Source organism: Sphingomonas kyeonggiensis (assembly GCF_030812785.1).
Lineage (GTDB): Bacteria > Pseudomonadota > Alphaproteobacteria > Sphingomonadales > Sphingomonadaceae > Sphingomonas > Sphingomonas kyeonggiensis_B.
On sequence record NZ_JAUSTJ010000002.1, the window covers coordinates 910546 to 937171 of the forward strand.

31 protein-coding genes are annotated in these 26626 nt (G+C 67.6%); 11 read left to right on the forward strand and 20 right to left on the reverse strand.

Annotated elements, in window-relative coordinates:
- Positions 1 to 12: 12 nt before the first annotated feature.
- Positions 13 to 417 carry a DUF1761 domain-containing protein gene (locus tag J2W22_RS13780; RefSeq protein WP_307118814.1) on the forward strand — a complete coding sequence of 135 codons (405 nt, stop codon included), beginning with the start codon at positions 13 to 15 and terminating at the stop codon, positions 415 to 417.
- 3 nt (positions 418 to 420) lie between these two features.
- Here the strand turns inward: J2W22_RS13780 and J2W22_RS13785 are convergent, their stop codons facing one another.
- Positions 421 to 777, reverse strand: a complete 357-nt coding sequence (locus J2W22_RS13785) for a DMT family protein (RefSeq protein ID WP_307118815.1) — start codon at positions 775 to 777, stop codon at positions 421 to 423.
- Positions 778 to 916: 139 nt separating this feature from the next.
- On the opposite strand from J2W22_RS13785, the gene J2W22_RS13790 reads away from it, so the two are divergent.
- Both J2W22_RS13790 and J2W22_RS13795 read left to right on the forward strand, forming a co-directional pair.
- Entirely contained in the window at positions 917 to 1612 is a 696-nt protein-coding gene (locus tag J2W22_RS13790; protein WP_307118816.1) for a hypothetical protein, read from the forward strand.
- A gap of 46 nt (positions 1613 to 1658) precedes the next feature.
- Positions 1659 to 2429, forward strand: a complete 771-nt coding sequence (locus J2W22_RS13795) for an AAC(3) family N-acetyltransferase (protein ID WP_307118817.1) — start codon at positions 1659 to 1661, stop codon at positions 2427 to 2429.
- Between the two features lie 132 nt (positions 2430 to 2561).
- Here the strand turns inward: J2W22_RS13795 and J2W22_RS13800 are convergent, their stop codons facing one another.
- The 3 genes from J2W22_RS13800 to serS form a co-directional block, all read right to left on the reverse strand.
- The gene (locus J2W22_RS13800; RefSeq protein WP_307118818.1) at positions 2562 to 3569 is read right to left on the reverse strand and encodes a potassium channel family protein; all 1008 of its coding nucleotides are present in this window, start codon (positions 3567 to 3569) and stop codon (positions 2562 to 2564) included.
- A complete protein-coding gene (locus tag J2W22_RS13805; RefSeq protein WP_307118819.1) occupies positions 3569 to 4702 on the reverse strand; it encodes a M23 family metallopeptidase in 1134 nt (377 codons plus the stop codon). Before J2W22_RS13805 ends, J2W22_RS13800 begins: the two co-directional genes overlap by 1 nt.
- Positions 4703 to 4764: 62 nt before the next feature.
- Positions 4765 to 6036, reverse strand: a complete 1272-nt coding sequence (gene serS, locus J2W22_RS13810; RefSeq protein WP_307118820.1) for a serine--tRNA ligase — start codon at positions 6034 to 6036, stop codon at positions 4765 to 4767.
- A gap of 91 nt (positions 6037 to 6127) precedes the next feature.
- Between serS and J2W22_RS13815 the strand changes: the two genes are divergently transcribed.
- From J2W22_RS13815 to J2W22_RS13830, 4 genes are all read left to right on the forward strand, one after another.
- A complete protein-coding gene (locus tag J2W22_RS13815; protein ID WP_307118821.1) occupies positions 6128 to 6586 on the forward strand; it encodes a host attachment family protein in 459 nt (152 codons plus the stop codon).
- A 245-nt stretch (positions 6587 to 6831) separates the two neighbouring features.
- A complete protein-coding gene (locus J2W22_RS13820) occupies positions 6832 to 7515 on the forward strand; it encodes a hypothetical protein (protein ID WP_307118822.1) in 684 nt (227 codons plus the stop codon).
- Positions 7516 to 8198: 683 nt separating this feature from the next.
- Entirely contained in the window at positions 8199 to 8666 is a 468-nt protein-coding gene (gene dksA, locus J2W22_RS13825; protein WP_307118823.1) for an RNA polymerase-binding protein DksA, read from the forward strand.
- Between the two features lie 136 nt (positions 8667 to 8802).
- Entirely contained in the window at positions 8803 to 9177 is a 375-nt protein-coding gene (locus J2W22_RS13830; protein WP_307118824.1) for a PilZ domain-containing protein, read from the forward strand.
- Positions 9178 to 9439: 262 nt separating this feature from the next.
- Here the strand turns inward: J2W22_RS13830 and J2W22_RS13835 are convergent, their stop codons facing one another.
- Positions 9440 to 9595: a YdcH family protein gene (locus tag J2W22_RS13835; protein WP_307119586.1), complete on the reverse strand. Its 156-nt coding sequence runs from the start codon at positions 9593 to 9595 to the stop codon at positions 9440 to 9442.
- Between the two features lie 170 nt (positions 9596 to 9765).
- On the opposite strand from J2W22_RS13835, the gene J2W22_RS13840 reads away from it, so the two are divergent.
- Positions 9766 to 9963: a YdcH family protein gene (locus J2W22_RS13840; RefSeq protein ID WP_307118825.1), complete on the forward strand. Its 198-nt coding sequence runs from the start codon at positions 9766 to 9768 to the stop codon at positions 9961 to 9963.
- 83 nt (positions 9964 to 10046) lie between these two features.
- Complete coding sequence (locus tag J2W22_RS13845; protein WP_307118826.1) at positions 10047 to 10505, forward strand: DUF1465 family protein; 459 nt, start codon at positions 10047 to 10049, stop codon at positions 10503 to 10505.
- A gap of 164 nt (positions 10506 to 10669) precedes the next feature.
- Here J2W22_RS13845 and J2W22_RS13850 read toward each other — a convergent pair whose 3' ends face one another.
- Positions 10670 to 11614: an NAD(P)H-dependent flavin oxidoreductase gene (locus J2W22_RS13850; protein WP_307118827.1), complete on the reverse strand. Its 945-nt coding sequence runs from the start codon at positions 11612 to 11614 to the stop codon at positions 10670 to 10672.
- A gap of 178 nt (positions 11615 to 11792) precedes the next feature.
- Between J2W22_RS13850 and J2W22_RS13855 the strand changes: the two genes are divergently transcribed.
- A complete protein-coding gene (locus J2W22_RS13855; protein ID WP_307118828.1) occupies positions 11793 to 11960 on the forward strand; it encodes a hypothetical protein in 168 nt (55 codons plus the stop codon).
- Here J2W22_RS13855 and J2W22_RS13860 read toward each other — a convergent pair.
- The 12 genes from J2W22_RS13860 to J2W22_RS13915 all read right to left on the reverse strand — a co-directional run bounded on the left by J2W22_RS13860 (position 11957) and on the right by J2W22_RS13915 (position 23406).
- Positions 11957 to 12376 (reverse strand): hypothetical protein, encoded by a 420-nt coding sequence (locus tag J2W22_RS13860; protein ID WP_307118829.1) that lies wholly within the window; start codon positions 12374 to 12376, stop codon positions 11957 to 11959. The genes J2W22_RS13855 and J2W22_RS13860 overlap by 4 nt on opposite strands.
- Before the next feature lie 67 nt (positions 12377 to 12443).
- On the reverse strand, positions 12444 to 12968 hold the full coding sequence (locus tag J2W22_RS13865; protein WP_307118830.1) for a gamma carbonic anhydrase family protein: 525 nt from the start codon (positions 12966 to 12968) through the stop codon (positions 12444 to 12446).
- Between the two features lie 4 nt (positions 12969 to 12972).
- Entirely contained in the window at positions 12973 to 13203 is a 231-nt protein-coding gene (locus J2W22_RS13870) for a hypothetical protein (RefSeq protein WP_307118831.1), read from the reverse strand.
- 113 nt (positions 13204 to 13316) lie between these two features.
- Positions 13317 to 14252, reverse strand: coding sequence for a hypothetical protein (locus J2W22_RS13875; RefSeq protein ID WP_307118832.1), 936 nt, complete (start codon positions 14250 to 14252; stop codon positions 13317 to 13319).
- Between the two features lie 84 nt (positions 14253 to 14336).
- Positions 14337 to 15794, reverse strand: coding sequence for a UxaA family hydrolase (locus J2W22_RS13880; protein WP_307118833.1), 1458 nt, complete (start codon positions 15792 to 15794; stop codon positions 14337 to 14339).
- Between the two features lie 46 nt (positions 15795 to 15840).
- On the reverse strand, positions 15841 to 17181 hold the full coding sequence (locus J2W22_RS13885) for an NCS2 family permease (RefSeq protein ID WP_307118834.1): 1341 nt from the start codon (positions 17179 to 17181) through the stop codon (positions 15841 to 15843).
- Between the two features lie 298 nt (positions 17182 to 17479).
- Positions 17480 to 18370, reverse strand: coding sequence for an RDD family protein (locus J2W22_RS13890; protein ID WP_307118835.1), 891 nt, complete (start codon positions 18368 to 18370; stop codon positions 17480 to 17482).
- Complete coding sequence (locus J2W22_RS13895; RefSeq protein ID WP_307118836.1) at positions 18363 to 19376, reverse strand: stage II sporulation protein M; 1014 nt, start codon at positions 19374 to 19376, stop codon at positions 18363 to 18365. The genes J2W22_RS13890 and J2W22_RS13895 overlap by 8 nt, the downstream gene beginning before the upstream one ends.
- Complete coding sequence (locus J2W22_RS13900; RefSeq protein ID WP_307118837.1) at positions 19373 to 20665, reverse strand: DUF58 domain-containing protein; 1293 nt, start codon at positions 20663 to 20665, stop codon at positions 19373 to 19375. The genes J2W22_RS13895 and J2W22_RS13900 overlap by 4 nt, the downstream gene beginning before the upstream one ends.
- Positions 20662 to 21618, reverse strand: a complete 957-nt coding sequence (locus J2W22_RS13905; RefSeq protein WP_307118838.1) for an AAA family ATPase — start codon at positions 21616 to 21618, stop codon at positions 20662 to 20664. Before J2W22_RS13905 ends, J2W22_RS13900 begins: the two co-directional genes overlap by 4 nt.
- Entirely contained in the window at positions 21608 to 22792 is a 1185-nt protein-coding gene (locus J2W22_RS13910) for a hypothetical protein (protein ID WP_307118839.1), read from the reverse strand. Before J2W22_RS13910 ends, J2W22_RS13905 begins: the two co-directional genes overlap by 11 nt.
- Positions 22789 to 23406 carry a hypothetical protein gene (locus J2W22_RS13915; protein ID WP_307118840.1) on the reverse strand — a complete coding sequence of 206 codons (618 nt, stop codon included), beginning with the start codon at positions 23404 to 23406 and terminating at the stop codon, positions 22789 to 22791. The genes J2W22_RS13910 and J2W22_RS13915 overlap by 4 nt, the downstream gene beginning before the upstream one ends.
- A 130-nt stretch (positions 23407 to 23536) precedes the next feature.
- Between J2W22_RS13915 and J2W22_RS13920 the strand changes: the two genes are divergently transcribed.
- A complete protein-coding gene (locus J2W22_RS13920; RefSeq protein WP_307118841.1) occupies positions 23537 to 24319 on the forward strand; it encodes a hypothetical protein in 783 nt (260 codons plus the stop codon).
- 43 nt (positions 24320 to 24362) lie between these two features.
- Here J2W22_RS13920 and chrA read toward each other — a convergent pair whose 3' ends face one another.
- Together chrA and J2W22_RS13930 are read right to left on the reverse strand one after the other, a co-directional pair.
- Positions 24363 to 25772 (reverse strand): chromate efflux transporter, encoded by a 1410-nt coding sequence (gene chrA, locus J2W22_RS13925; RefSeq protein ID WP_307118842.1) that lies wholly within the window; start codon positions 25770 to 25772, stop codon positions 24363 to 24365.
- Positions 25769 to 26593 carry a sulfurtransferase/chromate resistance protein gene (locus J2W22_RS13930; protein WP_307118843.1) on the reverse strand — a complete coding sequence of 275 codons (825 nt, stop codon included), beginning with the start codon at positions 26591 to 26593 and terminating at the stop codon, positions 25769 to 25771. The genes chrA and J2W22_RS13930 overlap by 4 nt, the downstream gene beginning before the upstream one ends.
- Positions 26594 to 26626: the final 33 nt, after the last annotated feature.

Sequence of the window (26626 nt, forward strand, 5' to 3'; positions counted from 1 at the left end):
GGGAGAGGCAAGATGCAGATTCATTGGCTGGCGATCCTCGCCGCGGCGGTGGCGGGATTCATGGTGGGCGGCATCTGGTACGGGCCGCTGTTCGGCAAGGCGTGGATGCAGGCGCGGGGGCTGAACGAGGAGGAGCTCAAGTCCGGCGCGAACATGGGCAAGATCTTCGGCGCCACCTTCGTGCTCAACCTGATCGCGGCCTTCGCGCTCGATCACCTCTACAACACCTATGACACGCCGCTGGGGCTGCACTATTCGCTGGTGGTCGCCGGGATCATCGGCGTCGGCTTCATCGCCACCTCGGTCGGCGTCAACTATCTCTTCTCGCGCCTGCCCCGCGCGCTGTTCCTGATCGATGCGGGCTACTGGATCGTCATGTATCTGGTGATGGGCGCGATCTTCGGGCTGCTCGTCTGAACGTCAGGCGGGCGCCTTGAAGATGAACCAGGCGCCCGCCGCGATCAGCGCGAAGCCGATCAGGTGGTTGATCGTGATCTTCTGCCCCAGATAGAGGATCGAGAAGCCGACGAAGACGGTGAGGGTGATCACCTCCTGCATTGCCTTGAGCTGCGCCGCCGAATAGACCGCGCTGCCCCAGCGATTGGCCGGCACCGCCAGGCAATATTCGACCAGCGCGATGCTCCAGCTTGCCAGGATGACGAGCAGCAGCGGCGCGCTCTTGAACTTGAGATGCCCGTACCAGGCGATGGTCATGAAGACGTTCGAGCCGATCAGCAGCAGGATCGGCAGGAGGCGGGCGAAGAGCATCTCTGGCATGGCGCGACCTTGGCGAGGGCATCGTCGGGGTCAAGAGGACCGGGATGTCTCCCACCGGTTTTCATTTACCGGGTTCCGGAGATCGCATAGCCTGCCGGTGCAAGAACTTGGCGCGAGTGGCAGAAGGGAGGCCTTTGCCTTGGCCTGCAAATTATGTGCGTGGCTGTGCGATCGGTTTTGTGCCGATCCGGCAAATTCTTTCTGGCAACAATCCGAGGATTGGGAGCGCGCCCATTCGAACGACTACACGCTCTGGCTCGAGGCACCTGTCGAGGATCGCGAACGGGCGGAGGCGGCGCTGGCAGCCTTCGACACCGATCCCGAAGCGTCCTTTCTTGTTTTACGCGAGCTGGCGGACGCGGGCATGGCCTGGGCCATGGAAACGGTCGGATCGCATTATGCGCACGGGGGCGCTGTCGCCGCCGATTTCGAGCTCGCGCGAGACTATTATTGCCGGGCGATCGAGGGGGGCTCCTGGATGGCGACGATCGGCTATGCCAAGCTGCTGGCAGGGCATGGAGATTTCGACGGTTGCGAAGCGGTGCTGCGGGACGGCGTCGAGCAGGACTTCATTCCCGCCTGTTTCTGGCTCGCCCGGTATCGATTGAAGCAGTCCAGCCGCGCCTCTGTCTGTCGCGCGGTGAGGCCGTTGCTGGAGCATGCGGCCGATGCCGGGCATCCCGCCGCGGCACTGTTTCTTGCCCGCCTGAAATTGCTGGGGAAATTCGGCTTCCGCGAAATTCCGGCCGGCTTCAGGCAAATCTCGAAGGTTGTCGAGCGGAGCAGCTCCGAGGCTTCGGCATCGCACGGCACTCCCGCCGAGGCTGCGGGCTGAACGCTTGCGCATGGCGCCACGCTGGCCGGAATGGCATCAGGGCCGGATGGAGTCGATCTCGAGGACGAAGCTGGTCGAGCAGCTGCACGCGCTGGGCGTGCGCGAGGGCGGGGTGCTGCTCGTTCATATGAGCTACCGCGCCGTCCGCCCGGTCGAGGGTGGCCCGGAGGGGCTGATCGCTGCGCTTGCCGAGGCGCTGGGACCGGAGGGCACGCTGGCCATGCCCTCGGCGACCGGCGACGACGATGTCGCGTTCGACCCGGCGACCACGACCAATCGCGACGATCTGGGCATTGTCGCCGACCTGTTCTGGCGGATGCCCGGCGTGGTGCGCAGCCCGCATTTCGATGCGGTCTCGGCATGCGGCCCGAAGGCGGAATGGATCACCGGCGGCCCCTTCGTGCTGCCGCCCGCAGCCCCGGAAAGCGCGATTGACCGGATCCGCGCGCTGGGCGGGCAGGTGATGCTGCTCGGCGTCACGCATCACGCCAACACCATGCTCCATCTCGCCGAGCTGGTCGGCGGCGCGCCCTATCGCAGCGATTTCCATTACATCGATGCCGAGGGCCGGGAGGTCCATTACGGCGAGAATGACAGCTGCTGCGAGAAGTTCGAACTCGCCGATGGCTGGCTGCGCGCCGAGGGGCTGCAGCGCGAAGGGCAGGTCGGCCATGCCGAGGCGCGGCTGATGGATGCGGAAGCGCTGGTGCGGATCGCTTCGGAGAAGGTGCGACAGGACCCGCTGATCTTCCTCCACGACCCCGATCAGGGTTGCGAGGAATGCAACGAAGCGCGGGAAGGCCTCCACGACGCCTGAAAGCCCTCTCCTTTGGGAGAGGGTTGGGTGAGGGCGGCCTATCCACGGGCGAAACTATATGAGGTGTGTTGACCCTCATCCCTCCCACCGCCTTTGGCGGCGGGCCCCTCCCTTCTCCCAGTGGGAGAAGGGTTATCCGGTCACGATCTCCAGGATCGTGTCGCCCGCCAGCAGCGCCTGCGCCTCGGGCGTCTTGTGGCCATGGGGCACGCCGCCGCGATAGATGCGCACGCCCAGGCCCGTGGCGATCGCCGATAGCGGATGCCCGATCTCCTCCGGGCGCACCGGGCGCTCGGACAGCTCCACCTCGCCATGGATCGAGGCGAGGTCGGTCAGGTAATCCGCAAGATGCGGCCCCTGGCACGAGCTGGCGAGCAGCAGCCCGGCGAAGCTCACCGGATTGACCACGGTGGTCGCGCCCGCCGCGCGCGCCGGCAGCTCATTGTCCTCGTTGCGCACGATCACGCTGATCGGGACGTTCGGCGCCAGGTGCCGCGCGGTGAGGGTGATCAGGATCGAGGTGTCGTCGCGCCCGGCGCAGACGATCATCGATTCGGCGCTCATGATATGGACGTCCTTAAGCACCTGGTCGCGCGTGGCATCGGCCTGGAGCACGATGCAGCCGCATTCCTGGGCGCGGGCGACATTGCCCTCGTTCTGGTCGATCACGACGATGCTGCCGGGTGTCCTGCCGCGCGCGATAAGCTCGTCGACTGTCTCCGATCCGGTGGTGCCATATCCCGCCACGATGATGTGGCCCGCAAGGGTCCGCTGGATCATTGCCATACGCCATTTGTCCCAGGTGCGCTTGAGCACGAAATTATAGGCGGTGCCGAGGAAGATCAGCACCACGAACACGCGGATCGGGGTGACGACGAACGCGTCGAACATCCGCGCCGAATTGCTCACCGGCACGATGTCGCCATAGCCGGTGGTCGTCACCGAGATCGACGTGAAATAGAGGATGTCGAGGAAGCTGACATGGCCGTCGGCCGAATCCTTCAGCCCGTCGCGCTCGATCCAGTGGACGCCCACCGCCAGGGCAAGGAGCGCCAGCACCGCCAGCACCCGCCAGCCGATCGCTGCCCAGACGGGCATGCTCGACTTGCGTTTGAGCGTGGCGGGCGGCTTCAGCGCCATCAGCGCGCGGGCAGTCTCGGCAGCGGATCGACCGGATTGCGGCCCTGGCGAATCTCGAAATGGAGCTCGGGGCGGTCCGCAAAGCCCGAATTGCCGGAGAGCGCGATCATCTGGCCCTTCTTCACTGCCTGGCCGCGCTGCACCAGCAGCTGGCCGGCATGACCATACACGGTCGTCCAGCCATCGCCATGCCGAATGATCACCAGCCCGCCGAGCGCGGGGATGTCCGAGCCGACATAGGCGACCACGCCGTCCGCCGCCGCCAGCACCGGCGTGTCGAGCGGAGTCGCGATCTTGATGCCGTCATTGCGCTCGCCCGAGGCGCCCGGGCCGAAGCGCTTGATGACGTTGCCCCGGAGCGGCCATTGGAAGCCGCCGGCGAGGCGCGCCGGTGCGGCCACAGGGGTCGTGGGCGAGAGCACGCGGGCCGAGGAAGCGGTCGGCGCGGCCGGCTTGGCCTTCTCGGCGATGGCGGGCTGGCCGCCGGTGACGATGTCGTCCACGTCGAGATCGAGGTGGAAGCGCGCGGCGCGCTGCTCGATCGTCTCGGGCCGGCCATTGGGCGAGGCGGTGTCCGGGATCAGCAGCCGCTGGCCGGTGCGCAGGATATAGGGCTCCTGCAGCTCGTTGACCGCGATGATCCGCGACCAGTCGACGCCGTACGCCACCGCAATCGCGATGCCGGTCTCGCCGTCGCGGACCAGGTGATAGCGTCCGCCCGGGATGATCAGCTTCTGGCCGACGCGGATCACGAAGGGCGGGGGGATGTCGTTGGCGCGCGCGATCGCTTCCGATCCCGCGCCGGTCTTCGCCGAGATCGAGCGCAGCGAGTCGCCCGGCCTGACCGTGTAGCTGGTGCCGGCGATGACGCGCGAATCCGCCTGCACCTTGCGCGACTGCCAGGCGTTAGGCGGGGCGGGGAGGCGGCGGACGTCCTGCTCGTTGCCGAGGGCGGGGCGCTCCCAGCGCTCCTGCTGCGGCTCGGGATTGCGGTCCTGCCGTTCGCGCGGCGGCGCGCGATAGCCGGGATCGTCATAGGCCCCGCCGCGCTGCGGAATACAGGCGGCCAGCAACAGCAGCGCCACCGGCGCCATCCGCTTTACCGCCATCGATCCGACCCCCGAATTAACCATCTTGGCCCGCACCATAACGCGCATTTCCCCGCGCGTCAGGTACGTCTGAATGCGGAGGTGTCTCAGTTTGCCGGTTCGAGCCTCTCCAGGCCCTTGAGATAGGGCTTGAGCACCTCGGGGATCGTCACCGAGCCGTCTTCCTGCTGGTAGTTCTCCAGCACCGCGACCAGCGTGCGGCCCACCGCCAGGCCCGAGCCGTTGAGCGTGTGCACGAAGCGCGTGCCCTTCTCGGCTTCCGGGCGATAGCGCGCGTTCATCCGGCGCGCCTGGAAGTCACCACAGGTCGAGCAGGACGAGATCTCGCGGTAGCGCGCCTGGCCGGGCAGCCACACTTCGAGGTCATAGGTTCGCGCCGCGGTGAAGCCCATGTCGCCGCTGCACAGCTTCATCCGGCGGAAGGGCAGGCCGAGCGCAGTGAGGATGCCCTCGGCGCACTGAGTCATGCGCTCGTGCTCGGCTTCGCTCTGCTCGGGTGTGGTGATCGAGACCATCTCGACCTTCTCGAACTGGTGCTGGCGGATGAAGCCGCGCGTGTCGCGGCCCGCCGAGCCGGCTTCCGAGCGAAAGCAGGCGGTGAGCGCGGCGAAGCGCAGCGGCAGCTCCTGCTCGGCGAGGATCTGCTCGCGCACGATGTTGGTCAGGCTCACCTCGGCAGTGGGGATCAGCCAGCGGCCATCGGTGGTCTGGAAGCTGTCCTCGGCGAACTTGGGCAGCTGGCCGGTGCCAAACATCGTCTCGGAGCGAACGAGCAGCGGTGGGATCGCCTGCTCATAGCCATGGCCCTCGAGCGTATCGAGCATGAACTGGCCGAGCGCGCGGTGCAGCTTGGCGGCGGCGCCGCGCACCAGCGTGAAGCGCGTGCCGGAGAGCAGCGCGCCGGTCTCGAAATCCAGGCCAAGCGCGGGACCGAACGCGTCATGCTCCTTCGCTTCGAAAGGGAGGACGGTCGGCTCGCCGACGGTGGCGACGAGCTGGTTGTCTTCCTCGTCGGCGCCCGTAGGGACGTCCGCATATGGAATGTTGGGAAGGGCGGCCAGCAGCGTCGTCAGCTCGGCGCCGACGGCCTTTTCCTCGGCGTCGATCTCCGGCATCCGCTCCTTGAGCGTGGCGACTTCGGCCATCAGGTCGGTGGGGTCGTCGCGGCGCGCCTTGGCCGCGCCGATCGCCTTCGAGGCCTCGTTGCGGCGCGTCTGCACCGCCTGCGCCTCGGTGATCAGCGCGCGGCGCTTCTCGTCGAGCGCGACCAGCGCTTCGGCCTGGGGTTCCAGCCCGCGGCGGGCGAGGCCGGCGTCGAAGGCTGCGGGGTTCTCACGGATGGCGCGGATATCGTGCATGGCCGGGCGTATGACCGCGCTCCCGCCCGCGCGCAACCCTGCCGCATTCGGCGGCGTTTAGGGATCAGGCACGAAAACAAGGAGAATGGATATGCAGGTTCCGCACGATACGGTCGTCGTGGTCGCCGATGGGCGCAAGATGCTGTTCCTGAGGAACGCGGGCGACGCCACGGTCCCGAACCTGCAGGTCGAGAAGAAGGTGATCGACAAGCACAATCCCGCGCATCACGACCAGGCGACTGACCTGGCCGGCGGCGCGATGGGCACCCGGACCGCGGGCGCGCAATGGGGCGGCGGCAACATGGAGGAAGTCGATTTCCACCAGCTGGAGGAAGACCGCTTCGCCGCCGAGACGGCGGCGCTGCTCAAGGAACGCGCGCTGCGCCAGGACTTCGAGTCGCTGATCATCATCGCCCCGCCCAGGACGCTGGGCGAGCTGCGCAAGCACTACCACAAGGAAGTAAGCGACCGCCTGCGCGCCGAGATCGCCAAGGACCTGACCGGTCACCCGGTCTCGGAGATCGAGCAGGCGCTGGCAAAGGCGGAGTAGGCACCGAAGCCGTCAGGTGCGCCTCAAACCGTCAGTCGCGGCCCCAAGATGGTCACCCGCGCCCAAGCCGTCATCCCGACGGAAGTCGGGATCTCAGGAGATGGCGCGGGGAAGGAGCCGCACGAGATCCCGGCTTCCGCCGGGATGACGGTTACTTGGTCGCCGGGGTGACGATCAGATGTGGATGACGGCTGTTCGGCCGCCAGGATGACGATCAGGCCTCGCCCGAGTCGTCCGACTTCTTCTTGGCGAACCGCTTCCGCGCGACCAGCGCCGCCGCGGCACCGCCGAACAGCAGGATCATCGGCGGGGCCGGCACCGGCGCCGGGCCGCCCGAGCTGCTGCCGCCGCATCCGCGCCCGCAGCTGCTGCTGCCATGGCTGCTCGATCCGTGCCAGCCGCTCGAACCCCAGCCGCTGGAGTTGCTCCAGTGGCTGCTCGATCCGTTCGACGAGGACGAGGTCGACGACGAGTTCGACGAGCTGGTCGAGGAGCTGTTCGACGACGAGGTCGAGACATCGCCGCTCGAGCTGGTGGACGAGCTGGTCGAGGTGGACGACGAGACGTCGCCGCTGGACGAAGAGGAGGTCGAGGACGACACGTCGCCGCTCGAAGACGAGGTCGAGCTGACCTGGCCGCTCGACGTGGAGGTCGAGGAGCCGCCGGTCGAGGTCGAAGTCGAGGAACCGCCCGTCGAGGTCGAGGAGCCACCGGTGGAAGTGGAAGTCGAGCCGCCCGACGAGGACGAGTTGGACGAAGAGATCTCGATGTTGATGCCGCTGGAGCCGCTGCTGCTGCCCGAGGACGAGCCGCCGAAGAAGCCGCCGGCGAAGAAGCCGCCCATGAAGCCGCCGCCGCCCGAGCCGCCGATCACGCCCGAGGAGGACGAGCCGCTGCTGCTCGACGAGACCATCGGCATCTCGCCATAGGGCGGGGGAGTCGGGATCGGAGCACCCTGTGCCGTGACGACGACGACCTGGGGCTGGCCCTGAGTCGTGGTGGTGACCGTACGCTTGACGACTCGCTTCACCGGGCGAGCGACGGTGCGCTTCACGACCCGCTTCTTCACGACGGTGACGTGCCTCACCACGCGCGGCTGCTGGATGCGTTCGGTGACATATACGCCACCGCCGCCGATCACCGCGCCCCCGCAAGTGCAGGCGCACAGTTTAGCCAAGGCCATGCGAACCGACATTGTCCCCACTCTTTCCGTTGCTGGCGCTTCGCTCCCCACTGGACCGTCAGCAGCTTCGCGCCCGTCAATGCAGTAAAAGTGCAAAACAAACTGTTAAGTGCAATGCCCTTAACAGCCGTTAACTATATTTAAGGATGTTTTTCGCGGGCCTGATTTTTTCTGCGATGGTTAATGTTCTACTTCGGTACGGAAGTGCGGCTTCTTGGCCGGCCGTCTCTGAACATTTCTGGTTAATTTCCGTGCGGCAGGGGTCTCGGTTCAGCTGCCGCTAATTTCCCTCCATTTACGGGCTATTACGCCTGTGGATTAAAACAACGGCCCGCTTGTTAACGCCTTCGCGCGTAAGTATAGGGCCGCGCAGGGCAAACGGTCACCGTACGGCTCGGGCCTGAGCGGGGACCGGAGTGGAGAGTGGGGATGGCTACTGTTTTGGATCGCTTCGACGAACCGGGTAAACGCGTTCCTCCCGCCGCAAATGACGGCGACGACGGCTATCGGCCGAGCAACGACGAACCCTTCATGAACCCGCGTCAGCTGGAATATTTCCGCAACAAGCTGCACGCGTGGAAGGACGACATCTTCCGTGAGGCTGCGGGAACGCTCAACCAGCTGCAGACCGACTCGCTGCGCGAGGCCGATCTCACCGATCGCGCTTCGAGCGAGACCGACTGGTCGATCGAGCTGCGGACGCGGGATCGCCAGCGCAAGCTGATCTCGAAGATCGACGCGGCGCTGCGCCGGATCGAGGATGGCGAGTATGGCTATTGCGAGGTGACCGGCGAGCCGATCAGCCTCGGCCGTCTCGAGGCGCGTCCGATCGCGACGATGACCCTCGAGGCGCAGGAGCGTCACGAGCGCAACGAGAAGGTGTCGCGGGACGAATAGCAGGGGGCTCAGGGCCTCCTTTTTTGTGCCTCCGCGGGACAGCCGGGGAGGCACATTTTCGTCCTTTGTTTACACTTTCGGCAAGGTTTGCTGGGCTATTCTCCGCGCGTAACCACTTTGCGTTTCGAGCGAGACGATGGACCAGTTTTCCTTTGACCCTCTCACCACGCTGTCGGCGGACGATTTCGCCAGCCAGCGCAACGGTTCGCGCGACAGCCTCATGCTCGCCGCGCAGTTCCGCGTGGCGGGGCGGCCGGACGAGCAGGTGCGGGTGCGCAACCTCTCCTCGGGCGGGCTGATGGCCGAATATGCCCAGCCGATCGACCGCGGCACGGTCGTGCAGATCGAAGTGCGCGGCGTGGGCTGGGTGAGCGGGCGCATCGCCTGGGCCACCGATGGCCGAGTCGGCATCGCCTTCGACGCGCCGATCGATCCGATGCTGGCCCGCAAGCCGGTGGGCGGCGGTTCGCACACCCCGAGCTTCGTGAAGCCGATCTTCACTCGGCGCTGAGTCGCCAAGTTTAGGCGCCATACCACAAGCCGGCGTCATCCCCGCGAAGGCGGGGATCCAGAGCCAGGTACGCTACGGTGAGGCTCGCTATGGCGTTTCCGGTTGGGAAGCGCGCGATTGCTTCGATTTTCCCGAACTACCCTGGATCCCTGCCTTCGCGGGGATGGCGGGGGAGTAGTGACTCGCCGCCGGGACTATCTTTCCGGTGATTTTCGCGCCGTCGGGGTGCGGCATGGCCACACCCCTGTCTGCGCGGCGCTGCCTAGGGGCGCGCCATCTCTTCCTTGATTCGCAGTTTCTGCTTCTTCAGGGATGCCAGGACCAGCTGGTCCGGCTTGGGCCTTTGCGATTCGGCGGCGATACGCTGGTCGAGCACGGAGTGCTTGGCCGATAGAGCCGAGAAATGCGCGTTCTGCATCGAAGCAGTCTCCTTCATCGGGGTGGCCGGAACCTGCGAATAGATCACTTTTCCACAGCTTTGTCGCGGGTGAATCTTGCCTAATCGATAGTGTGCGAAATTCGCGCGATGACCCGTTGCGGAGCCTCCCGGGCTGGTGCAGGGAGAAGGGGAGTACGGGGGCGTTCGCGATGGACGATACGGAGATTGTTCGGCGGCTCGAGGCGGTGCGGACCGAGCATCGCGATCTCGACGCGGCGATCGACGCGCTGCTCGCCACCGGCACTTCCGACCAACTCCAGGTCGCCCGGCTCAAGAAGCGCAAGCTGATGCTGCGCGACGAGATCGTCCTGCTCGAGGACCAGCTGATCCCGGACATTATTGCTTAATATCGGCCCTGATCCGGATCGGGACGTAACTCCTGCGAAATTAAGCATTTCGTTACCATGAAGGCTGTGGCAGCGTCGGTTTCATGGGGAAACAGGGCACTGCCACGATCCATCGCAAGCTGATCGACTCGCTCTATGTCGAGGCAATGCTGCTGGCCGATGAGGCGCGCGGCTATTTCGACGAGCTGGGCCGCAACGAGCGCGAGGCGCTGGAGGCGTTGAACCGGGTCGCCTTCTCCTGCGAGTCGCTCAAGGTGACGACGCGGCTGATGCACATCATCGCCTGGCTGCTCACCCAGCGCGCGGTCGATGCCGGCGAGATCAGCCCCGGCGACGCGCTGTCACCCTCGCGCCGGCTGGGCGATGCGCCCGAGACCGAGGAAGCGCTGCTCGATGCGATGCCGCCCCAGGCGGTGTCGATCATCAACACCAGCATCGACCTATATCGCCGCGTCGGCCGGCTCGACGAGTCGCTCGACGAGGAAGTCGTGGTGGAGAGCCCGGCGCGCAGCATGATGGACCGGCTCGCTGCGGCGTTCTGAGCCAATTCGTCATACCGTAGCCCAAGTCCGTCATCCCGGCGAAAGCCGGGATCTCAGGCGGTGGCGGGAAAAGAGCCGCACGAGATCCCGGCTTTCGCCGGGATGACGGTGTGGGGCCGGGATGACCTAGGGCCAGGATGACGTCTAGGCGACCACGATGGCGGCTACCCGCAAAGCCCCGCCTTCGCCGCGGCGTACTCCGCCTTCATCCGCTCGATCTTCACCGCCGCCGGCTCGATCGCATGGACCGCGCCGATGCCCTGGCCCGAACCCCAGATGTCCTTCCAGGCCTTGGCCCCGCCGAAGTTCATCGCGCTCGGATCGCTTTCTGGCAGATTGTCCGGATCGAGCCCGGCATTGACGACCGACGCTTTCAGGTAATTGCCGTGCACCCCGGTGAAGAGGTTCGAATAGACGATGTCGTCCGCGCTGCCGTCGACGATGCCCTGCTTGTATTCGGGCTGGGCATTGGCCTCGTCGGTGGCGATGAAGGGCGAGCCGATATAGGCGAGGTCGGCGCCCATCGCCTGCGCCGCCAGCACCGAGCGGCCATTGGCGATGGCCCCTGAGAGAATCACCGGCCCGTCGAACCATTCGCGCACTTCCTGGACCAGCGCGAAGGGGCTCAGCCGTCCGGCATGGCCGCCGGCGCCGGTCGCGACCAGGATCAGCCCGTCCGCGCCCTTCTCGATCGCCTTGTGGGCGAAGCGGTCGTCGATCACGTCGTGCAGGGTGATGCCGCCCCAGCTGTGCACCGCGTCGTTGAGCTCGGGCCGCGCGCCGAGCGAGGTGATCACGATCGGCACCTTCCACTTGGCGCAGGCCGCCACGTCATGCTCGAGCCGCGGGTTGGAGCGGTGGACGATCTGATTGACCGCGAAGGGGGCCGCCGGCGTATCCGGATTGTCGCGGTCCCACGCCGACAGCTCCTCGGTGATCTGGTGCAGCCACTCGTCGAGCCTGGTGTCCGGCCGGGCGTTCAGCGCCGGGAAGGAGCCGACGATCCCGGCCTTGCACTGGGCGATGACCAGTTCGGGCACCGAGATGATGAACAGCGGCGACCCGATGACGGGCAGGCGCAGGCGATCGAAGAGTGCGGGCAATGCCATGGATCAGTTTTGTAGCGAAACCGGAATGGCCGTCCAGCCCGGTGCGGGGGACGCTACGGCAGGGCGGGATGCCCGTTCGCGGGCTGGCCGGGCTTTGTCGCCGACTCGGCCCGGCCGGCATTGAAGCGAGTCGGGCGCGTCCCCATTCTCGGGCCATCCAGCTGCGCAGGGGAAGGCCATGGTCACCAATGACGTCTATATCATCGTCCGTGACGCGATCCGGGCTGCGGCCCAGCAGAGCGGCAAGCTCTACGAGCCGGGGCAGGAGAGCCATTATCAGGCGCTCGCCGCGGTGATGGCCCTGCGCAAGGCCGGCTATGAGGTGACCCGGCGCCTCGACAACTAGTCGAACGGCCGCTGCCAGACCACATAGGTATCGATATCGGTCGAGCGGATCGCGGCCGCGTACATGTCGTGGCGGAAGTCCGGTAGCGCGGCGATCCGCTCGACCATCACCCCTTCGCCCCGCGCGCCCAGCGGCAGGGTGAAGGCGACATCCTCGTCCGGCCCGTAGAACAGCCACCAGGCGCTGCGCCCGTCCGGCCCGCTGTCGCTCGCCTCGATCGCCACGGCCATCAACTCGTCGACCGCGGCGGAGCGGCGATTGCCCTGGGGGTCGATCATCCACAGGCTGTCGGCCTCGACGCCGGCCTGCCACAGGCTCTCGGGCTCGGGCGGGGCGATCGGGGCGGGAGGCTCGGCGGGCGCGGGTGCTGCAACCGGCGCCTTGGACAGGCGCCTGAACCAATCGAACAACCCCATTGCCAACTCCCGGCCCGACTCGAAGGGATCAAGGGCTAGCCCGGCAATGTGACGGCTCCGCGAGCGTTCAGTCGATCCGCTTCAGTCCGGCGGCATATTCGCGCTGCTTGGCGGCATAGAGCGCGGCGCTGGCCTTCAGCAGCGCCTTCTGCATGTCGTCCAGCGGGCGGATCGCCTTGGCGGGGGAGCCGACGATCAGGTGCCCGGCAGGAAACTCCTTGCCCTCTGTCACCAGCGCGCCGGCACCGACCAGGCAATCCTCGCCGATCACCGCGCGGTTGAGGATCGTCGCACCCATGCCGATCAGCGTGCGGTTGCCGATCGTGCAGCCGTGCAGGATCGCATGATGGCCGACGGTGACGTCCTCGCCCACCGTGCAGGGCGCGCCGGGGTCCGAATGGAGCATCGCCCCGTCCTGGATGTTCGAGCGCGCGCCGACCAGGATCGGCGTATTGTCCGCGCGGATCACCGCGCCGAACCAGGCCGAGGCGAGGCTGGCGAGATGCACGTCGCCGATCAGGTCGGCGCTCGGCGCGACCCAGGCGTCTTCGGCGAGAAGGGGGCGGTGCCCCGCAAATTCATAGAGCGGCATGCGCTCAGAATAGCGGCGCTTCGAAGCCCTGGGGAAGGGGGATATTGGCGCCGAGCGCAAGCGCCAGCGCGACCGCGCCGAGCAGCAGCGCCAGCGTCGAGGAGAGCGAGAACAGCCCCCAGCCGACCATGGTGACCATCTGCGAATTGGCGCGCTGCTCGCGCTGGTTGCGACCCATCGACTGGATCACGAACATCGCCAGCATCGCATAGGCGAAGACAAGAAACTCGGTCATCAACCCACCCCAAAATACCCCCGGGCGATGTACCGGGCGAAGGTTAACGGTTCAATGCCGGGCACCTCCGGTTTACCGCAGTGCCGCAAGCTTCCGTCGCCGGCGAAACGAGTTCAGTGATGGACGGGTGCCGGCGCCTCGGCCGCCTTGCAGCTGCACGTGCAGCCGCAGGAAACGGGCATGCAGCGGCAGGGCTGGGGCGTCACGCAATAGCAGATCTGCGCGGCGGTCGGCTTGGCCTCTTCCTTCTTCTTCGGCTTCTCGGGCGGGTCGGGCAAAGGCAGCAGGTCGCGGGCATTGGCGCCGGCATAGACGCTGTGCTGGCTCGCCCCGCAGGCCGGGCAGCCATGGTCGTGATGCGCGTCCTCGTCCTGCCCGCCCAGGCCGAACCGGAACCCGCCCGACTCCTTCTTCAGCACCTTCTTCGCTGCATCGCACACTGCAATGGCATGGTTACCGAGCGTCGAGACGGTCTGGCCCATCGCCACCTGCTCGGTGGCATAGAAATGGACGAGCATCGCGTCGCGGTGCGCATCGGCCGGCTCGCGCACGGCGGGATAGCTCAGCATCTGCTGCAGGTCGGCGAGCTGCGATTCCATCGCGGCGATCTGGCCGCCCCAATTGTTGAACGCGGCGAACAACTCGTAATCGGGCCAGGTCGCCGGCGCGTGCGGGCGCATTTGCTCGATGAAGTTGACCGGCCCGGCAATGTCCTCGCGCAGCAGACGGAGCAGCACGCGCAGGGTCACCACGTCGCGCTGCGGCTGGCGCAGGCGCTGGGCGAAGATGTCGGTCACCGTCGCGGTGTGCTTCCACACCTGCCGGGCGAGCATGCGGGTGAACTCCTCGTCGCGCTTCTTCGGCTTGGCGAGCAGCGCGGCCTTCAGCGAGCTGAGGATGCCGATCACGATCAGCAGCGCGACGAACACGCCGCCGACCAGGATCCAGGCCGGCCAGTAGATCGAAGCCGCGCTGATCGGCGCGGCCACAGCAGCGGCCTTCGCCGCGCCAGCCGCTACATTGCCGATCGAAGCCAGAATTATCGCCACGCCATCCCCCTGAGTCGCGCGCGATATGGTTAACAGAAACCGCCGGCCAGCACAGTCATGACTCTTCCGTTCCGAAACGGATGCTTAGAGCGTGACTCCGCGCTTCCAGATCGCGATCTCGCGCTCGCCATTGCGCTCGGCGGCGGTTTCCCTGCCCGATGCGATCGCGGCGATCGTGTCGAGCAGCGCGTCGGCGGCGGTTTCCATCCCATCTTCCAGCACTTGCCCGGCATCGAAGTCGATCCAGCCGGGCTTGCGCGTGGCGAGGTCGTGGTTGGAGGCGATCTTGATCGTCGGCACCGGGAAGCCCAGCGGCGTGCCGCGGCCGGTGGTGAACAGGATCGCGGTCGCGCCCGCCGCCGCCAGCGCGGTCGAGGAGACCGCGTCGTTGCCCGGCGCCTCGAGCAGGGTCAGCCCCTTGCGCCGCACCCGCCCGCCATAGGGGATCACATCGGTGACGATCGCATGGCCGGCCTTCTGCACTGCGCCGAGCGACTTCTCCTCCAGCGTGGTGATGCCGCCGGCGATGTTGCCCGGCGAGGGGTTCTCGGAGACCGGCTCGCCGTGCCGGGTGAAATAGGCCTTGAAGTCGTTGACCAGCGCCACGATCCCGTCGAACACCGCTTCGTCGCTGGCGCGCTCCATCAGCAGCTGCTCGGCGCCGAAGATCTCGGGGATCTCGGTGAGGATCGCTGTGCCGCCCGCCGCAGTCACGGCATCGGCCATCCGCCCGACCAGCGGATTGGCGGTAAGCCCGGAAAAGCCGTCCGATCCGCCGCACTTCACGCCCAGCACCAGCTCGGAGAGCGGGGCGGGGGTGCGCTCGGCCCGGGCTCCTTCTACCAGCTCGGCGACCAGCGCCAGGCCTTCCTCGACTTCGTCGCTCGCCAACTGCGCGCCGAGGGTGCGGAGATTGGGATGGTCGATCCCCTCCAACATGCCCTTGATCTGGTTGTTCTCGCAGCCCAGCCCGACGATCAGCACGCCGCCGGCATTGGGGTGATTGGCCAGCGCCGAGAGGATCGCGCGCGTGCCCTGGAGATCGTCGCCCAGCTGCGAGCAGCCGAACGGATGGGGAAAGGCATGGACGCCGTCGATGGCATCGGCATGCAGCACGGCGGCGCGCTCGGCGATCTTCTGCGCGGTACGCCCGACGCAACCGACGGTGGGGATCACCCAGATCTCGTTGCGCGTGCCCACCCGACCATTGGCGCGGCGATAGCCCAGGAAGCTTGGGCCCTCGATCGGGGCATCGTCATGCGCGGCCGGAGCAAAGGCATAGTCGCCGCTGCCCTTGAGCGCGGTGGCGACATTATGGACATGGACATGTTCACCAGGCTGGATGTCGCGCGTCGCCACGCCGATCGGGAAGCCGAACTTGAGCACCGGCTCGCCTGCCGCGATCTGCTTCACCGCTACCTTGTGCCCCTTGCCGATGGCTTCGGTCAGGGTGACGCCCAGCGCCGTCTCGCCGGCGGCCATGTCACGCAGCGCCGTGGCGGTGCTGTCCTTGGAATCGATACGGAAAAGCGCGGGGATCATGGTGTCCGATATAGGCCTGCCGCGGGCCTATGGAAACCGGTTTCCCTCACCCCGCCGCCAGCCAGGCGAAGCGCACCACGAACAATCCTGCGAGCACCAGCAGCAGCCAGTCGGCGGCGGTAATCTTCCCGCGGATCAAGCGGATGAGCGCATAGGCGGTGATCCCGAAGGCCAGCCCGTTGGCGATCGAGAAAGTGAAGGGGATCATCGCGACGGTAAGGAAGGCGGGTATCGCAATCTCGGCATCGTCCCAGTCCACATCGGCTAGCGGCGCCATCATCAGCCCACCGACCAGCACCAGTGCCGGCGCGGTGGCGGCGAGCGGCACCAGCTGCGCCCAGGGCGCCACGAACATCGCGAGCAGGAACAGCACGCCCGTCACCACCGCGGTCAGCCCGGTGCGCCCGCCCGCCTGCACGCCGGCTGCGCTCTCGACATAGGAAGTCACGGTGCTGGTGCCGAACAGGCTGCCGGCGATGCTCGCCACTGCGTCGGTGAACAGGATGCGGTTGAGGCGCGGGATGCGGCCCTGCGCGTCGATCAGTCCGGCGCGGCGGGTGACGCCGACCAACGTCCCGACATTGTCGAACAGGTCGACGAACAGGAAGACGAACAGGATCTCGAACAGGCCGAGCCCGTGACTGCCCGACAGGCCGAACACGCCGGCCAAGTCGAGATGGAAGGCAACCTGGCCGATCGCGGTCAGGTCATAAGGCTCGGGCTTGAATACCACCTGGCCGGTCAGCCAGGCGGCGAGGGTGGTCGCGGCGATGCCGATCAGGATGGCCCCGCGGACCTTCCACGCCGCCAGGCCTGCCGTGACCACCAACCCGAACAGCGCCAGCGCCGCCCCGGGGGCATGGAGGTTGCCCAGCGTCACCGAGGTCGCCGGGCTGGTGACGATGATCCCGGCATTCTTCAGGCCGATCAGCCCGATGAACAGCCCGATGCCGCCCGCCACCGCCGCGAATAGCTGGGGCGGGATCGCCGCGATGATCAACTGGCGGATGCCGGCGAAGGTGAGCAGCAGGAAGGCGATGCCGGACAGGAACACGCAGCCCAGCGCCACCGGCCAGGGCACGCCCATGCCCTGCACCACGGTGAAGGCGAAATAGGCGTTGAGCCCCATGCCCGGCGCCAGCGCGAGCGGCACATTGGCGGTGAGCCCCATCAGGATGCTCGCCAGTCCCGCGGCAAGGCAGGTCGCGGCGGCCACTGCGGCCACCGGCATGCCCGCGGCGCCCAGGATCGCCGGGTTGACGATGATGATGTACGCCATGGTCAGGAAGGTCGTGCTGCCTGCCAGCACCTCCGTACGTACGGTCGTTCCGCGCTCGCTCAGCGCGAAATGGCGTTCGATCAGGCCCGTTTCCCCGGTATCGGCCACAAGCATTCCCCCATGCCGCGAAGGGCGAGCATAGCGCGTCCCCGCCGCAGCGGAAGGCGCGCCTTGCAATGTAGGATTTCGTCTGTTTTCCTCGCCCGGCCGGGGCCTCGCTTCGGCCGCTCTCTGCCCTGTAGGAAAGATAGGATCCCATCCACGCAAGGATGTTGCGTGGGGGCCGTGGCACGATCCCCTGCCTGTGCAAGGTTCGCGATCTTCGGGGCGCGAAAACCCGCTTTGGGCGTGTACTTCGTGTCCTTTGGCGAGTCGTCGCGGCGGCGCGCTGTTGGAACGCGCTGCCTCAGCGCTGATACTTGTCCTTCTTGCGCTTGCCGAACAGCATGCCGCGCTCCAGCCGCTGGCACAGCGCGGTGTAATAGGCCTCGAGGAAGGCATGGTCGTCCTCGGCGTCCGTCGGCGCCATGCCGAGCCGCTCGCGGATCGTCCGCGCCACGACGATCATCGAATAGTCGTCGTTCCGCCGCAGGACTTCCTCGAGCTTCTGCAGCTCGAACTCGCCATAGACGCTCAGCTGCGCATCGCTGAACGCGTAGCGCGGCTGTTCGGTCGGCGCGGTGCGTGCCGCCACGCTGTTGCCCAGCTCGCGGCGAGGCAGGCGCACCACCCAGGTGCCGGCGATCAGGTCGCCGACGCGCAGCCGGTCGCGGTTGAAGAAGGGGAAGAGCGCGAAGATGCCCGTCCACAGCAGCCCGAACAGCCCGGTGGCCCAGTCCGCCATGCCCTGCGAGCTCTGATAGGCGAGGAACGACAGCGGCAGGAACAGCTCAAGCTCGCGCATCGCGTTGCGCGCCACCACCTGGTGCCCGCGCAGCCGCGATCCGTCGCGCGCCACCACGCGCAGCCTCATCAGCCGCTTGCCCGGCGTGGCCGCGCGCGGGCCAAGCTCGAAGATCGCGAAATAGCCGTTGCGCAGGGCGAAGAAGCCCAGCAGCCAGACCATCACCAGCGCCTGGGCCAGCACGGCTCCCGTGCCCATCAGCACGAAGAACAGCCCCAGGGTGAGCGCGACCAGCGTCATCACGATCATCACCAGATCGAACATGAAGCCGCCGGCGCGCTCGCCGATCGTGGCGATGTCGAGCTTGAGGTCGACGCCTTCGGGGGTGATGAAGGTGCGGCGATTGCGGTCCTGCTCCCGCCCCTGGCCGGGCGCCGTGCGAGCGTCAGCCATCGACAGTCTCGCGCACTGGCATGACATAGAAATAGAGCAGCCAGCCGAGCAGCGCGCAGCCGCCGATCCCCACGCGCACCGCGTCGGACTGGATAACCTGCCGGCCGACGCCTTCGAGCAGCCCGGCGACGGCGAGCATGAGGACGACGCCGATCATCGCGAAGGCCGCGGTGCGCCCGGCCGCGGCGGTGGCGGCGGTGCGCGAGAGTCTGCCGGGGAAGGCCACTGCCATGCCGATGCGCAGGCCCGCCGCGCCGGCGATCGCGATGGCGAACAGCTCGGTGGTGCCGTGGATCGACAGCCAGGCGGCGAGCGGCAGGCCAAGGCCCTTGGAGACGAACACCGCCATGAAGGCGCCGAGGATGCAGCCATTGTACAGCAGGAGGAGCAGCGTCGGCACCCCGAAGGCGAAGCCCAGCGCGAAGCACATCAGCGAGATCTGGGCGTTGTGGGTGAAGAGATAGGTGGCGAAGGCGCCGAGCATGCCGTCCTTGCCGCCGCCGTCATAGAGCCCGGCGCGCAGCTCCGCCGCGCTCGATTGCGGCCCGCGCCCGCCGGCCAGGTCGCCGGGCACGATCGAATGGTACCAGCTCGGATCGCTGGCGACGAGGCAATAGGCGGCGACCGCGCCGAGCAGCATCATCAGCACCGCGATCAGCGTCTCGCGCGCCAGGCTGCGCAGCGCCAGCGGCCAGCCCGCGCCGAAGAAGCTGGCGAGCCGCCGCCACAGTGGCGGCTGGACGCCGTAGAGCACGAAATAGGCGCGGGCGCACAGCGCCTCGAGATAGGCGACCAGATCGGCGTCGAGCGAGGTCTCGCGGGCGACCGAGAGCGAGGAAAGCGCGGCGCGGTAGAGCACCGGCAGCTCGAGCAGGTCCTCGTCCGACAGCGAGCGCACCCGGCCGCGCTCGATCTCGCGGATGCGCTGCTCCAGCTCCAGCCAGTCGACGGTGCGGGCCTCGCGGAAGCGCGCGCTGGCGAACTGGGACGATGCGGCGGCGCTCATAGCAGGTTCCTCCGCTTGAAGTCGAGATACTGCCGGACGAGCGCCGGGCCGACCTGGTCGTGGCGCGCCTCCAGCACATGGATGCCGGCATGGCGCAGGCGCGCCTGGACGATCCGCCGCTCGCGCAGCATCGACGCGGCGATCACCGCGCGGGAGACGTCGTCGATCGCCACCGGCTCGGTGCCGGCCAGGTCCTCCAGCTCGTCATCGGCGAGGATCACGAACAGCACCAGATGGCCGCGCAGCAGGTTGACTGCCGCGTGGATCATCAGCTCCGCGCCGGTCGGATCGGTGAATTCGGTGAAGATCACCACCAGCGAGCGCCGGGTGAGGTCGCCGGCCAGCGTGGCGAGGGCGAGCGTGTAGTTGGTCTCGACGGTGCTGTAGTCGAGCTCGCCGGCCAGCCGCTGCATCAGCGGGAAGGCACGCGTCCCCGAGACCGCGCCCGAGGCGATGCGCGGCTGCGAATCGAAGCCGAACAGCGCCACCCGGTCGCCGAGCTTGAGCGCGGCATAGGCGCCGAGCAGCGCCGCGGTGATCGCCCGGTCGACGCGCGGCAGCCCGTCGATCGGCTCGCACATCACCCGACCGGTATCGATCGCGAAGACGATCTGGTTGTTGCGCTCGATCCGGTTCTCGCGGGCGAGCAGCTTGAGGTGGCGGGCGCTGTGGTTCCAGTCGATCGTCCGGCGTTCCATGCCCGAGCGCCATTCGCTCAGCGCCTCGAACTCGCTGCCCTCGCCGCGATCGACCCGCGCCATCTCGCCCATCTGGGCGTCGCGCAGCAGGACATGGGCGGAATCGCGCACCGGGCGGATGTCCGGCGTGATCACCACATTGCGGTGCAGCGCCTCGGTCCGCTGGCGCCAGATCATCCCGAACGGGCCGGTCCAGCGGCTCCACAGCGCTTCGACTTGGTCGATGCCGCGCCGCACGGGCAGGAAGGCGATCGTCGCGTGGTTCTCGCCGCGCGCCAACCGGATGCGACCCTGCGCACGCGGCGCCAGCTTCGGGCCGGTTGCCACCGCGATCTCCAGCCCGTCGACCGGCTTGCCGGCAACCGACACTTCGACGAGCAGCGGCGCGCCGATCTCGATCGAGCCGGGGAATTCCGCCTTGAGCGCCGGCGCGCGCGGCGCCAGCAGCGCATCGGTCGCGGCGAAGGCCAGGACCATCGGGATCCAGACCAGCCCGGCGAACCATAGCTGCGGCGCGAACAGGGCGACGAGCAGCGCCAGCGGCGCCCCCGCTGCCATCGCCAGCACGCAGCGGATGGTCGGTCGGATCAACGCGGTGCCTCGACCTGCTCGATCAGCCCGGCGATGATCGCATCGGCGGTCCGCCCGTCGATCTCGGCGGCGGGGGAGAGGATCACGCGGTGGCGCAGCGCCGCCGGGGCGAGCTTCTTCACATCGTCGGGCAGCACGAAATCGCGCCCGTCGAGCGCGGCATGGGCACGGGCAGCGGCGGCGAGCGTCGCGGCGGCACGCGGGCTCGCGCCGATCTGCAGGTCGCCGGTCGAGCGGGTCGCGCGGATCAGGCGGACGACATAGTCGACCACCTCGTCGGCGAGCCGGGCGCCGGCCACCGCATCGGCGGCGGCGCTGATCGTCGCATGGTCGGCAACGCGGTTCACGCCCCATTCGTCGGGCTTGGGCATGCCGAAACGGGCGCCCTGCTGCGCCACGATCTTCAGTTCCTGCTCCAGGCTCGGATAGCCGACCTCGAACTTGAACAGGAAGCGGTCGAGCTGCGCCTCGGGCAGCGGATAGACGCCCTGGCTCTCGATCGGGTTCTGGGTGGCGACCACCATGAACCGGTCGGAGAGCTTGTGGTCGATCCCGTCGATGGTGACGGTGCGCTCCTGCATCGCCTCGAGCAAAGCCGCCTGGGTCTTGGGCGGGGTGCGGTTGATCTCGTCGGCGAGCAGCAGCTCGGTGAAGATCGGGCCATGGGTGAGGGTGAACTGGCTGGTCTGGAAGTTGAACAGGTTCGAGCCGAGGATGTCGCCCGGCAGCAGGTCCGGGGTGAACTGGATGCGGCCATAGTCGAGCCCCGCCGCCCGGGCGAAGCACTGGGCGAGGAAGGTCTTGGCGGTGCCCGGCGGACCTTCGAGCAGGATGTGGCCCGAGGCGAACAAGGCGACGAGCATCAGCTCCACCGCTTCGTCCAGGCCCACCACGGCCTTGCCGACTTCGGCGCGGATCGCATCGCCCAGCGCCTTCACTTCCTCAATGTTCACGCGTGACGGTCCTTTTCCATTGATAGAGGGCGCGGGCGGCGTCGAGCAGCGCGCGGGTATCCTGGGCATGGCCGGCTCGTTCGGCCAGCGCGGTGAAGGGCTCGCCGGTCTTGTCGAGCCGGTCGAGATAGCGGTCGAGCGCTTCCGGCGGCAGGTTGCTCGGCGCGCCGGTGGCACTCGCCGCCGTATCGCGGATCAGCGCGGCATAGCGGTCGCCGGTGCGGTGGCGGCGACCGGCGAGGCGGAGCAGGGCGGCGCCATTCTCCGCGATCGCCCGCTTGCCGAAGGCGACGCCGCGCAGCTCGGGGAGGGCCGGGCCGAAGCGCAGCATCGCGTGCCAGCCGGCCAGCAACGCGGCGATCAGCAGGCACAGGGTCAGCGGCAGGAACGGCGCCTCGAAGGCGAGCTTGAGCAGGTTCGGGTTCTGGCCGAAGCCGTGCAGGGTCAGGTCGAAGGCGACATGGCCCTCGCCGAATGCCCCCAGCAGCTGCATCGCCCGCTCCGCACCGGCGAGCGTCTTCAGCCCCTGATTGTCGAGCAGATCGGGATCGGCGACGATCAGCAGCGGCTTTTCCTTCACCCGGGCGACCAGCATGTTGCCATTCGCGTCGGTCAAGATCCGCTGCAGATCCTCCTCCTCTTCATCGCCGAGGTCGACGACGACCGCTTCGAGATCGTCCCCCGCGATCGTGCGCAGGCCATCGCCATTCGCGCTGACCTTCGCCTTGGTGACCTTCGCGATCTGCCTGGACAGCTCGCTGACCGGGATGCTCCCGAACGACATCACCCAGGCCGGCTTGTCGCGCCGCGGCATGGTCAGCCATTTGGGGAGCACCAGGATCGTCGGCAGCGCGGCGCGGCGCTTGAGCAGCTTCTCGATCGTGTCGGGATCGGTGGTGGGCTCCAGTGTGATCACCAGCGGGTCCGGCGTGTCGAGATCGGCGTCGCGGCGGACCATCTTCACCGATCCGTGCACGCGGCGCACCAGATCGGCCGCGCCAGCGAATCCTACTGCCGAAGTGGCGAGCGCATGATTGCCCGGGCGCTGCTCCGGCTGCAGGTCCTCGCCATAGGCGGTGAGCAGCAGGAAGGCGAGGAAGCCGATGACGCCCATCACCACCAGCACCAGCACGGTGCGCAGCGTGAAGGGCGTGGCGGTAGCGTCGGCGCTCATTTCCACGCCTTGGGCAGCGCGAACTCGCCATAGGCGGAGCGGGCCTCTTCCCAGTCGCGAAGCGCCAGGGCGCGGCCGCCGAACAGGCTGCGCTCGACCGGCGCGGCCATGGCGGCGAAGGCACTGCGGACGATGGCGGGCATCCAGTCCGAACCAGCGATCTCGCGGCTGGTCAGCGCCGGGCGGAGCAGCCGCGGGCGGTGGCGCTGGATATCCTCCAGGCTGCGCTGGAGCAGCAGATGGACGGCTTCCGCATAGCGGCCCTGCGCCGCCAGCGCCTCGGCATCGGCGAGCAGCGCGCGGGCGGCCTTCTCGGTCGGGCGCCAGCCGGCCATGTCCTGCTCCGTGTCCGCGCCGGCGTCGCGCGAGGGACGGTTCCGCCAGAAGGAGACGAAGAGCAGGTAGAGGAGTATGGCGAGGCCGAGGATAAGCGCGCCGAGCAGGATCCAGCCCATATAGGGCGCGATCCCGCCGAGCTGTTTCGCCAGCCAGCGCATCCAGGGCGGGATTTCCGGCGGACGCGCGGTCGCCATTTCGAATTGGATGTCGGAACGCGCACGCAGTGCCTCGTGCGCCTTGGCGACGGACTGCGCAGTCGATGCCTGTACGGTCACGTCGAATCCCCCACGGGTCCAGTGCTACTGGAACCGGACGCGACAGGAAAGCCCGTCAAGGCTGGACTTTACAACCGTTTTTGTTCAGCTTTTCTTCGTCGTCGATGCACTTCGATGGAGAGAGGGGACCATGGCTGAATCTGATTTTGGCGAAGCGCGTTTCGAGATCGGCGCAGTGATCTCGCGCGTGTTCGAGACGATCGGCTCGAACATCCTGCTTTTCTGCGGGTTGGCGCTGGTGCTGGCAGGCATCCCGCAATTCGTGCTGCAATTCTGGCAGACGATCAATTTCACCCTGCGAACCGACCTGACGCCCGGTTCCTATGTGTTCAGCGGATCCTATTGGTCGATGCTCGGTATCAGCGTGCTGGTGTCGATGGTCACCGGCGCGATCCTGCAGGGGGCGCTCACCCGCGCTGCCGTGATGCACCTTTCGGGCGAGAAGCCGCAGTTCGGCCAGTGCCTCGCGGTGGGTATCAGCCTGATCCTGCCGATGATCGCGATCGGCTTGCTTGCCGGTATCGGCATCGGCATCGGCTTCATGCTGCTGATCGTGCCGGGCATCATATTGTGGCTCGTCTGGGCGGTGGTGACGCCGGTCTATGTGCAGGAGAAGGTGGGCATTTTCGAAGCCTTTGGGCGCAGCGCGGCGCTGACCAGCGGCGCACGCTGGCGGATCTTCCTGACGATGCTGATCATCGGTGTGCTGCTTTGGGTGCTCAGCATCCCGGCAGGCTTCCTCACCGCGGCCATGATGGCGACCGGCAACGCCTTTCTGATCGCGTTGGTCGGGGCGGCGCTGAGCGCGTTGAACAGCCTGGTCCTGGTTGCGACCCAGGCGAGCGTCTATGTCGAGCTGCGCCAGAAGAAGGAAGGCGTCGCCCCGGCAGAGCTCGAGGCGATCTTCGCCTGAGACAATGAGCGCCGGCGCAGGGATTCTCCGCGCCGGCGCTTCATCAGCCGACAAGGCCTGCGAAATGCAGGATCACGCCGAGGCCGGCTGTCGCCGCCAGCGTCACGATCACGCCGGTCCGCAGCAGGAAGATCGCCGCGATCGCACCGGCTGACAGGGCCAACACCCAGGGGTCGAGGCTGCCGAATAGCGGTGCGTCGAATCGCACCGGGCCGATCCCGATTTCCACGGTCTGGCGGAACAGCGTGTGGATCGCGAACCAGATGGCGAGGTTGAGGATCACGCCCACCACCGCTGCCGTGATCGCCGACAATGCACCGGACACCGCCGCATTGCCGCGCAGCCGCTCGATGTACGGCGCGCCGAGGAAGATCCACAGGAAGCAGGGCAGGAAGGTCACCCAGGTCGCGAGCAACCCGCCCAGCGTGCCGGCGAGCAGGGGTGAGAGCATGCCCGGCGCGCGATAGGCGCCAAGGAAGCCGACGAACTGGAGTACCATGATCAGCGGCCCCGGCGTCGTTTCCGCCATGCCGAGCCCGTCGAGCATCTCGCCCGGGCTGAGCCAGTGATAGCTATCGACCGCCTGCTGCGCGACATAAGCCAGCACCGCATAGGCGCCGCCGAAAGTCGCCACGGCCATCTTCGAGAAGAAGATCGCGATGCTGGAGAAGACGTTGGATGGGCCGAGCAGCAGGATCAGCGCAGCGACCGGTATCAGCCATAGCGCAAGGCAGGCCAAGGCTGCGCGCGAAGTCTCCCGCCAGGAGGCGCGGGCATGGGCCGGAAGCTCCTCGCCGAGCAGCGTATCGGCATCGGCGATGACCGCGCCGCCCTTGGGCCCGCCATGGCCGCCGCCCTTGAAGGCACTGGAGCCGCTGCGCCCGGCCCACCAGCCGATCAGTCCGGCGCCGAGGATCAGGAGCGGGAAGGGTACACCGAGGAAGAAGATCAGCACGAAGGCGGCGGCCGCCAGCAGGCGCGATGCCCCGGAGCGCAGCGCCCGGCTGCCGATCCGCGCGACTGCCTGGAGCACCACCGCGAGCACTGCCGCCTTGAGTCCGAAGAACAGCGCCGAGACGAAGCCGAGCTTGCCGTAGAGGACGTAGACCCAGCTGAGCGCCATGATCGAGACCATGCCGGGCAGCACGAACAGGGTGCCCGCGACGATGCCGCCCTTCGTCCTGTGCAGCAGCCAGCCGATATAGGTGGCGAGCTGTTGCGCCTCGGGGCCGGGGAGCAGCATGCAATAGTTGAGCGCGTGGAGGAAACGCTGTTCGCCGATCCAGCGCTTCTCCTCGACCAGGATTCGGTGCATCACCGCGATCTGGCCGGCCGGGCCGCCAAAGGAGAGCGCGGCGATCCTCAGCCAGACCCAGAAGGCCTGGCCGAGCGTGACGGGAGCAGGGCGGGGGAGCGGCGTTGCCGCAGCAGCGTCGACTGAGAGGCCGGTCATGCCCGCACCTCGCGCGGCTTGTGCGAGGCCCAGTCATGCGTCTCCGATCGCGCATCGCGGCACCAGCGATAGAGCGCGTCGTAGATCGGGATGCCGGCTTCGAGCTGCTCCAGATCGTCGGCATGCACGCGCGACAGGCCGAGCGAGATCGCCAGCAGGCCCGCCGCCTCGGGCACGATGTCGGGCCGGGCGGTGTCCGCGCCGCGCACGATGATTGCCAGATGGTCGAGTGCGGGGAATGCCGACAGGCCGAAGGTCTCGACCATCAGATCGAAGGTGCAGCGTTCGCCGCGATGGCTCCAGAACACCTCGTCATGCGCCACGTCGAACGGCGCGGCATCGAAGCGCCGTGCAGTCTCCAGCACATCGGCGGGCGGCACGAACAGGAAGCGCGCGTTCGGATCGACGAACCGCCGGATCAGCCAGGGGCAGGCGATGCGATCGACCTTGGGCCGGGCGCGGGTGACCCACAGCGTCCGCCCCTGCGCATCCCGGGCGGGCAGATGGGCAGTCGAGAGCAGGGGCAGGCCGGCGTCCCGCCACGCGGCGAAACCGCCCTCGAGCACTTCGCTGTCGATCGCCTCGCTGCGCAGCCAGGCGGCGAGGCCGGGCGCGGCGCGAGCGCCATCTTCGTCGATGACGACCACCGATCGCCCGGTGAAACCGACGGCCCCCTTCGCGACCGAGGCGGTCGAGAAGGGAAGCGAGGCGGGAACCAGCTCGGTCCCGCGATCTTCGCGGATATCGATGAGCAATGGAGCGGCGGCGGTGCCGACCAACCGGGATAGTTTGTCGACGGATATGCTGTTCAGCGCAGGCATGGAGCGTCCCTCGTCATAAGGCAGGACGCGATG

Excerpts from the sequence above, each read along its gene's own strand:
- J2W22_RS13780 (WP_307118814.1), top strand. The coding sequence starts at position 13 with ATGCAGATTCATTGGCTGGCGATCCTCGCCGCGGCGGTGGCGGGATTC.
- J2W22_RS13785 (WP_307118815.1), bottom strand. The coding sequence starts at position 777 with ATGCCAGAGATGCTCTTCGCCCGCCTCCTGCCGATCCTGCTGCTGATC.
- J2W22_RS13795 (WP_307118817.1), top strand. The coding sequence starts at position 1,659 with ATGGAGTCGATCTCGAGGACGAAGCTGGTCGAGCAGCTGCACGCGCTG.
- J2W22_RS13800 (WP_307118818.1), bottom strand. The coding sequence starts at position 3,569 with ATGGCGCTGAAGCCGCCCGCCACGCTCAAACGCAAGTCGAGCATGCCC.
- J2W22_RS13805 (WP_307118819.1), bottom strand. The coding sequence starts at position 4,702 with ATGGTTAATTCGGGGGTCGGATCGATGGCGGTAAAGCGGATGGCGCCG.
- serS (WP_307118820.1), bottom strand. The coding sequence starts at position 6,036 with ATGCACGATATCCGCGCCATCCGTGAGAACCCCGCAGCCTTCGACGCC.
- J2W22_RS13815 (WP_307118821.1), top strand. The coding sequence starts at position 6,128 with ATGCAGGTTCCGCACGATACGGTCGTCGTGGTCGCCGATGGGCGCAAG.
- dksA (WP_307118823.1), top strand. The coding sequence starts at position 8,199 with ATGGCTACTGTTTTGGATCGCTTCGACGAACCGGGTAAACGCGTTCCT.
- J2W22_RS13830 (WP_307118824.1), top strand. The coding sequence starts at position 8,803 with ATGGACCAGTTTTCCTTTGACCCTCTCACCACGCTGTCGGCGGACGAT.
- J2W22_RS13835 (WP_307119586.1), bottom strand. The coding sequence starts at position 9,595 with ATGCAGAACGCGCATTTCTCGGCTCTATCGGCCAAGCACTCCGTGCTC.
- J2W22_RS13840 (WP_307118825.1), top strand. The coding sequence starts at position 9,766 with ATGGACGATACGGAGATTGTTCGGCGGCTCGAGGCGGTGCGGACCGAG.
- J2W22_RS13845 (WP_307118826.1), top strand. The coding sequence starts at position 10,047 with ATGGGGAAACAGGGCACTGCCACGATCCATCGCAAGCTGATCGACTCG.
- J2W22_RS13850 (WP_307118827.1), bottom strand. The coding sequence starts at position 11,614 with ATGGCATTGCCCGCACTCTTCGATCGCCTGCGCCTGCCCGTCATCGGG.
- J2W22_RS13855 (WP_307118828.1), top strand. The coding sequence starts at position 11,793 with ATGGTCACCAATGACGTCTATATCATCGTCCGTGACGCGATCCGGGCT.
- J2W22_RS13860 (WP_307118829.1), bottom strand. The coding sequence starts at position 12,376 with ATGGGGTTGTTCGATTGGTTCAGGCGCCTGTCCAAGGCGCCGGTTGCA.
- J2W22_RS13865 (WP_307118830.1), bottom strand. The coding sequence starts at position 12,968 with ATGCCGCTCTATGAATTTGCGGGGCACCGCCCCCTTCTCGCCGAAGAC.
- J2W22_RS13870 (WP_307118831.1), bottom strand. The coding sequence starts at position 13,203 with ATGACCGAGTTTCTTGTCTTCGCCTATGCGATGCTGGCGATGTTCGTG.
- J2W22_RS13880 (WP_307118833.1), bottom strand. The coding sequence starts at position 15,794 with ATGATCCCCGCGCTTTTCCGTATCGATTCCAAGGACAGCACCGCCACG.
- J2W22_RS13890 (WP_307118835.1), bottom strand. The coding sequence starts at position 18,370 with ATGGCTGACGCTCGCACGGCGCCCGGCCAGGGGCGGGAGCAGGACCGC.
- J2W22_RS13895 (WP_307118836.1), bottom strand. The coding sequence starts at position 19,376 with ATGAGCGCCGCCGCATCGTCCCAGTTCGCCAGCGCGCGCTTCCGCGAG.
- J2W22_RS13910 (WP_307118839.1), bottom strand. The coding sequence starts at position 22,792 with ATGAGCGCCGACGCTACCGCCACGCCCTTCACGCTGCGCACCGTGCTG.
- J2W22_RS13920 (WP_307118841.1), top strand. The coding sequence starts at position 23,537 with ATGGCTGAATCTGATTTTGGCGAAGCGCGTTTCGAGATCGGCGCAGTG.
- chrA (WP_307118842.1), bottom strand. The coding sequence starts at position 25,772 with ATGACCGGCCTCTCAGTCGACGCTGCTGCGGCAACGCCGCTCCCCCGC.
- J2W22_RS13930 (WP_307118843.1), bottom strand. The coding sequence starts at position 26,593 with ATGCCTGCGCTGAACAGCATATCCGTCGACAAACTATCCCGGTTGGTC.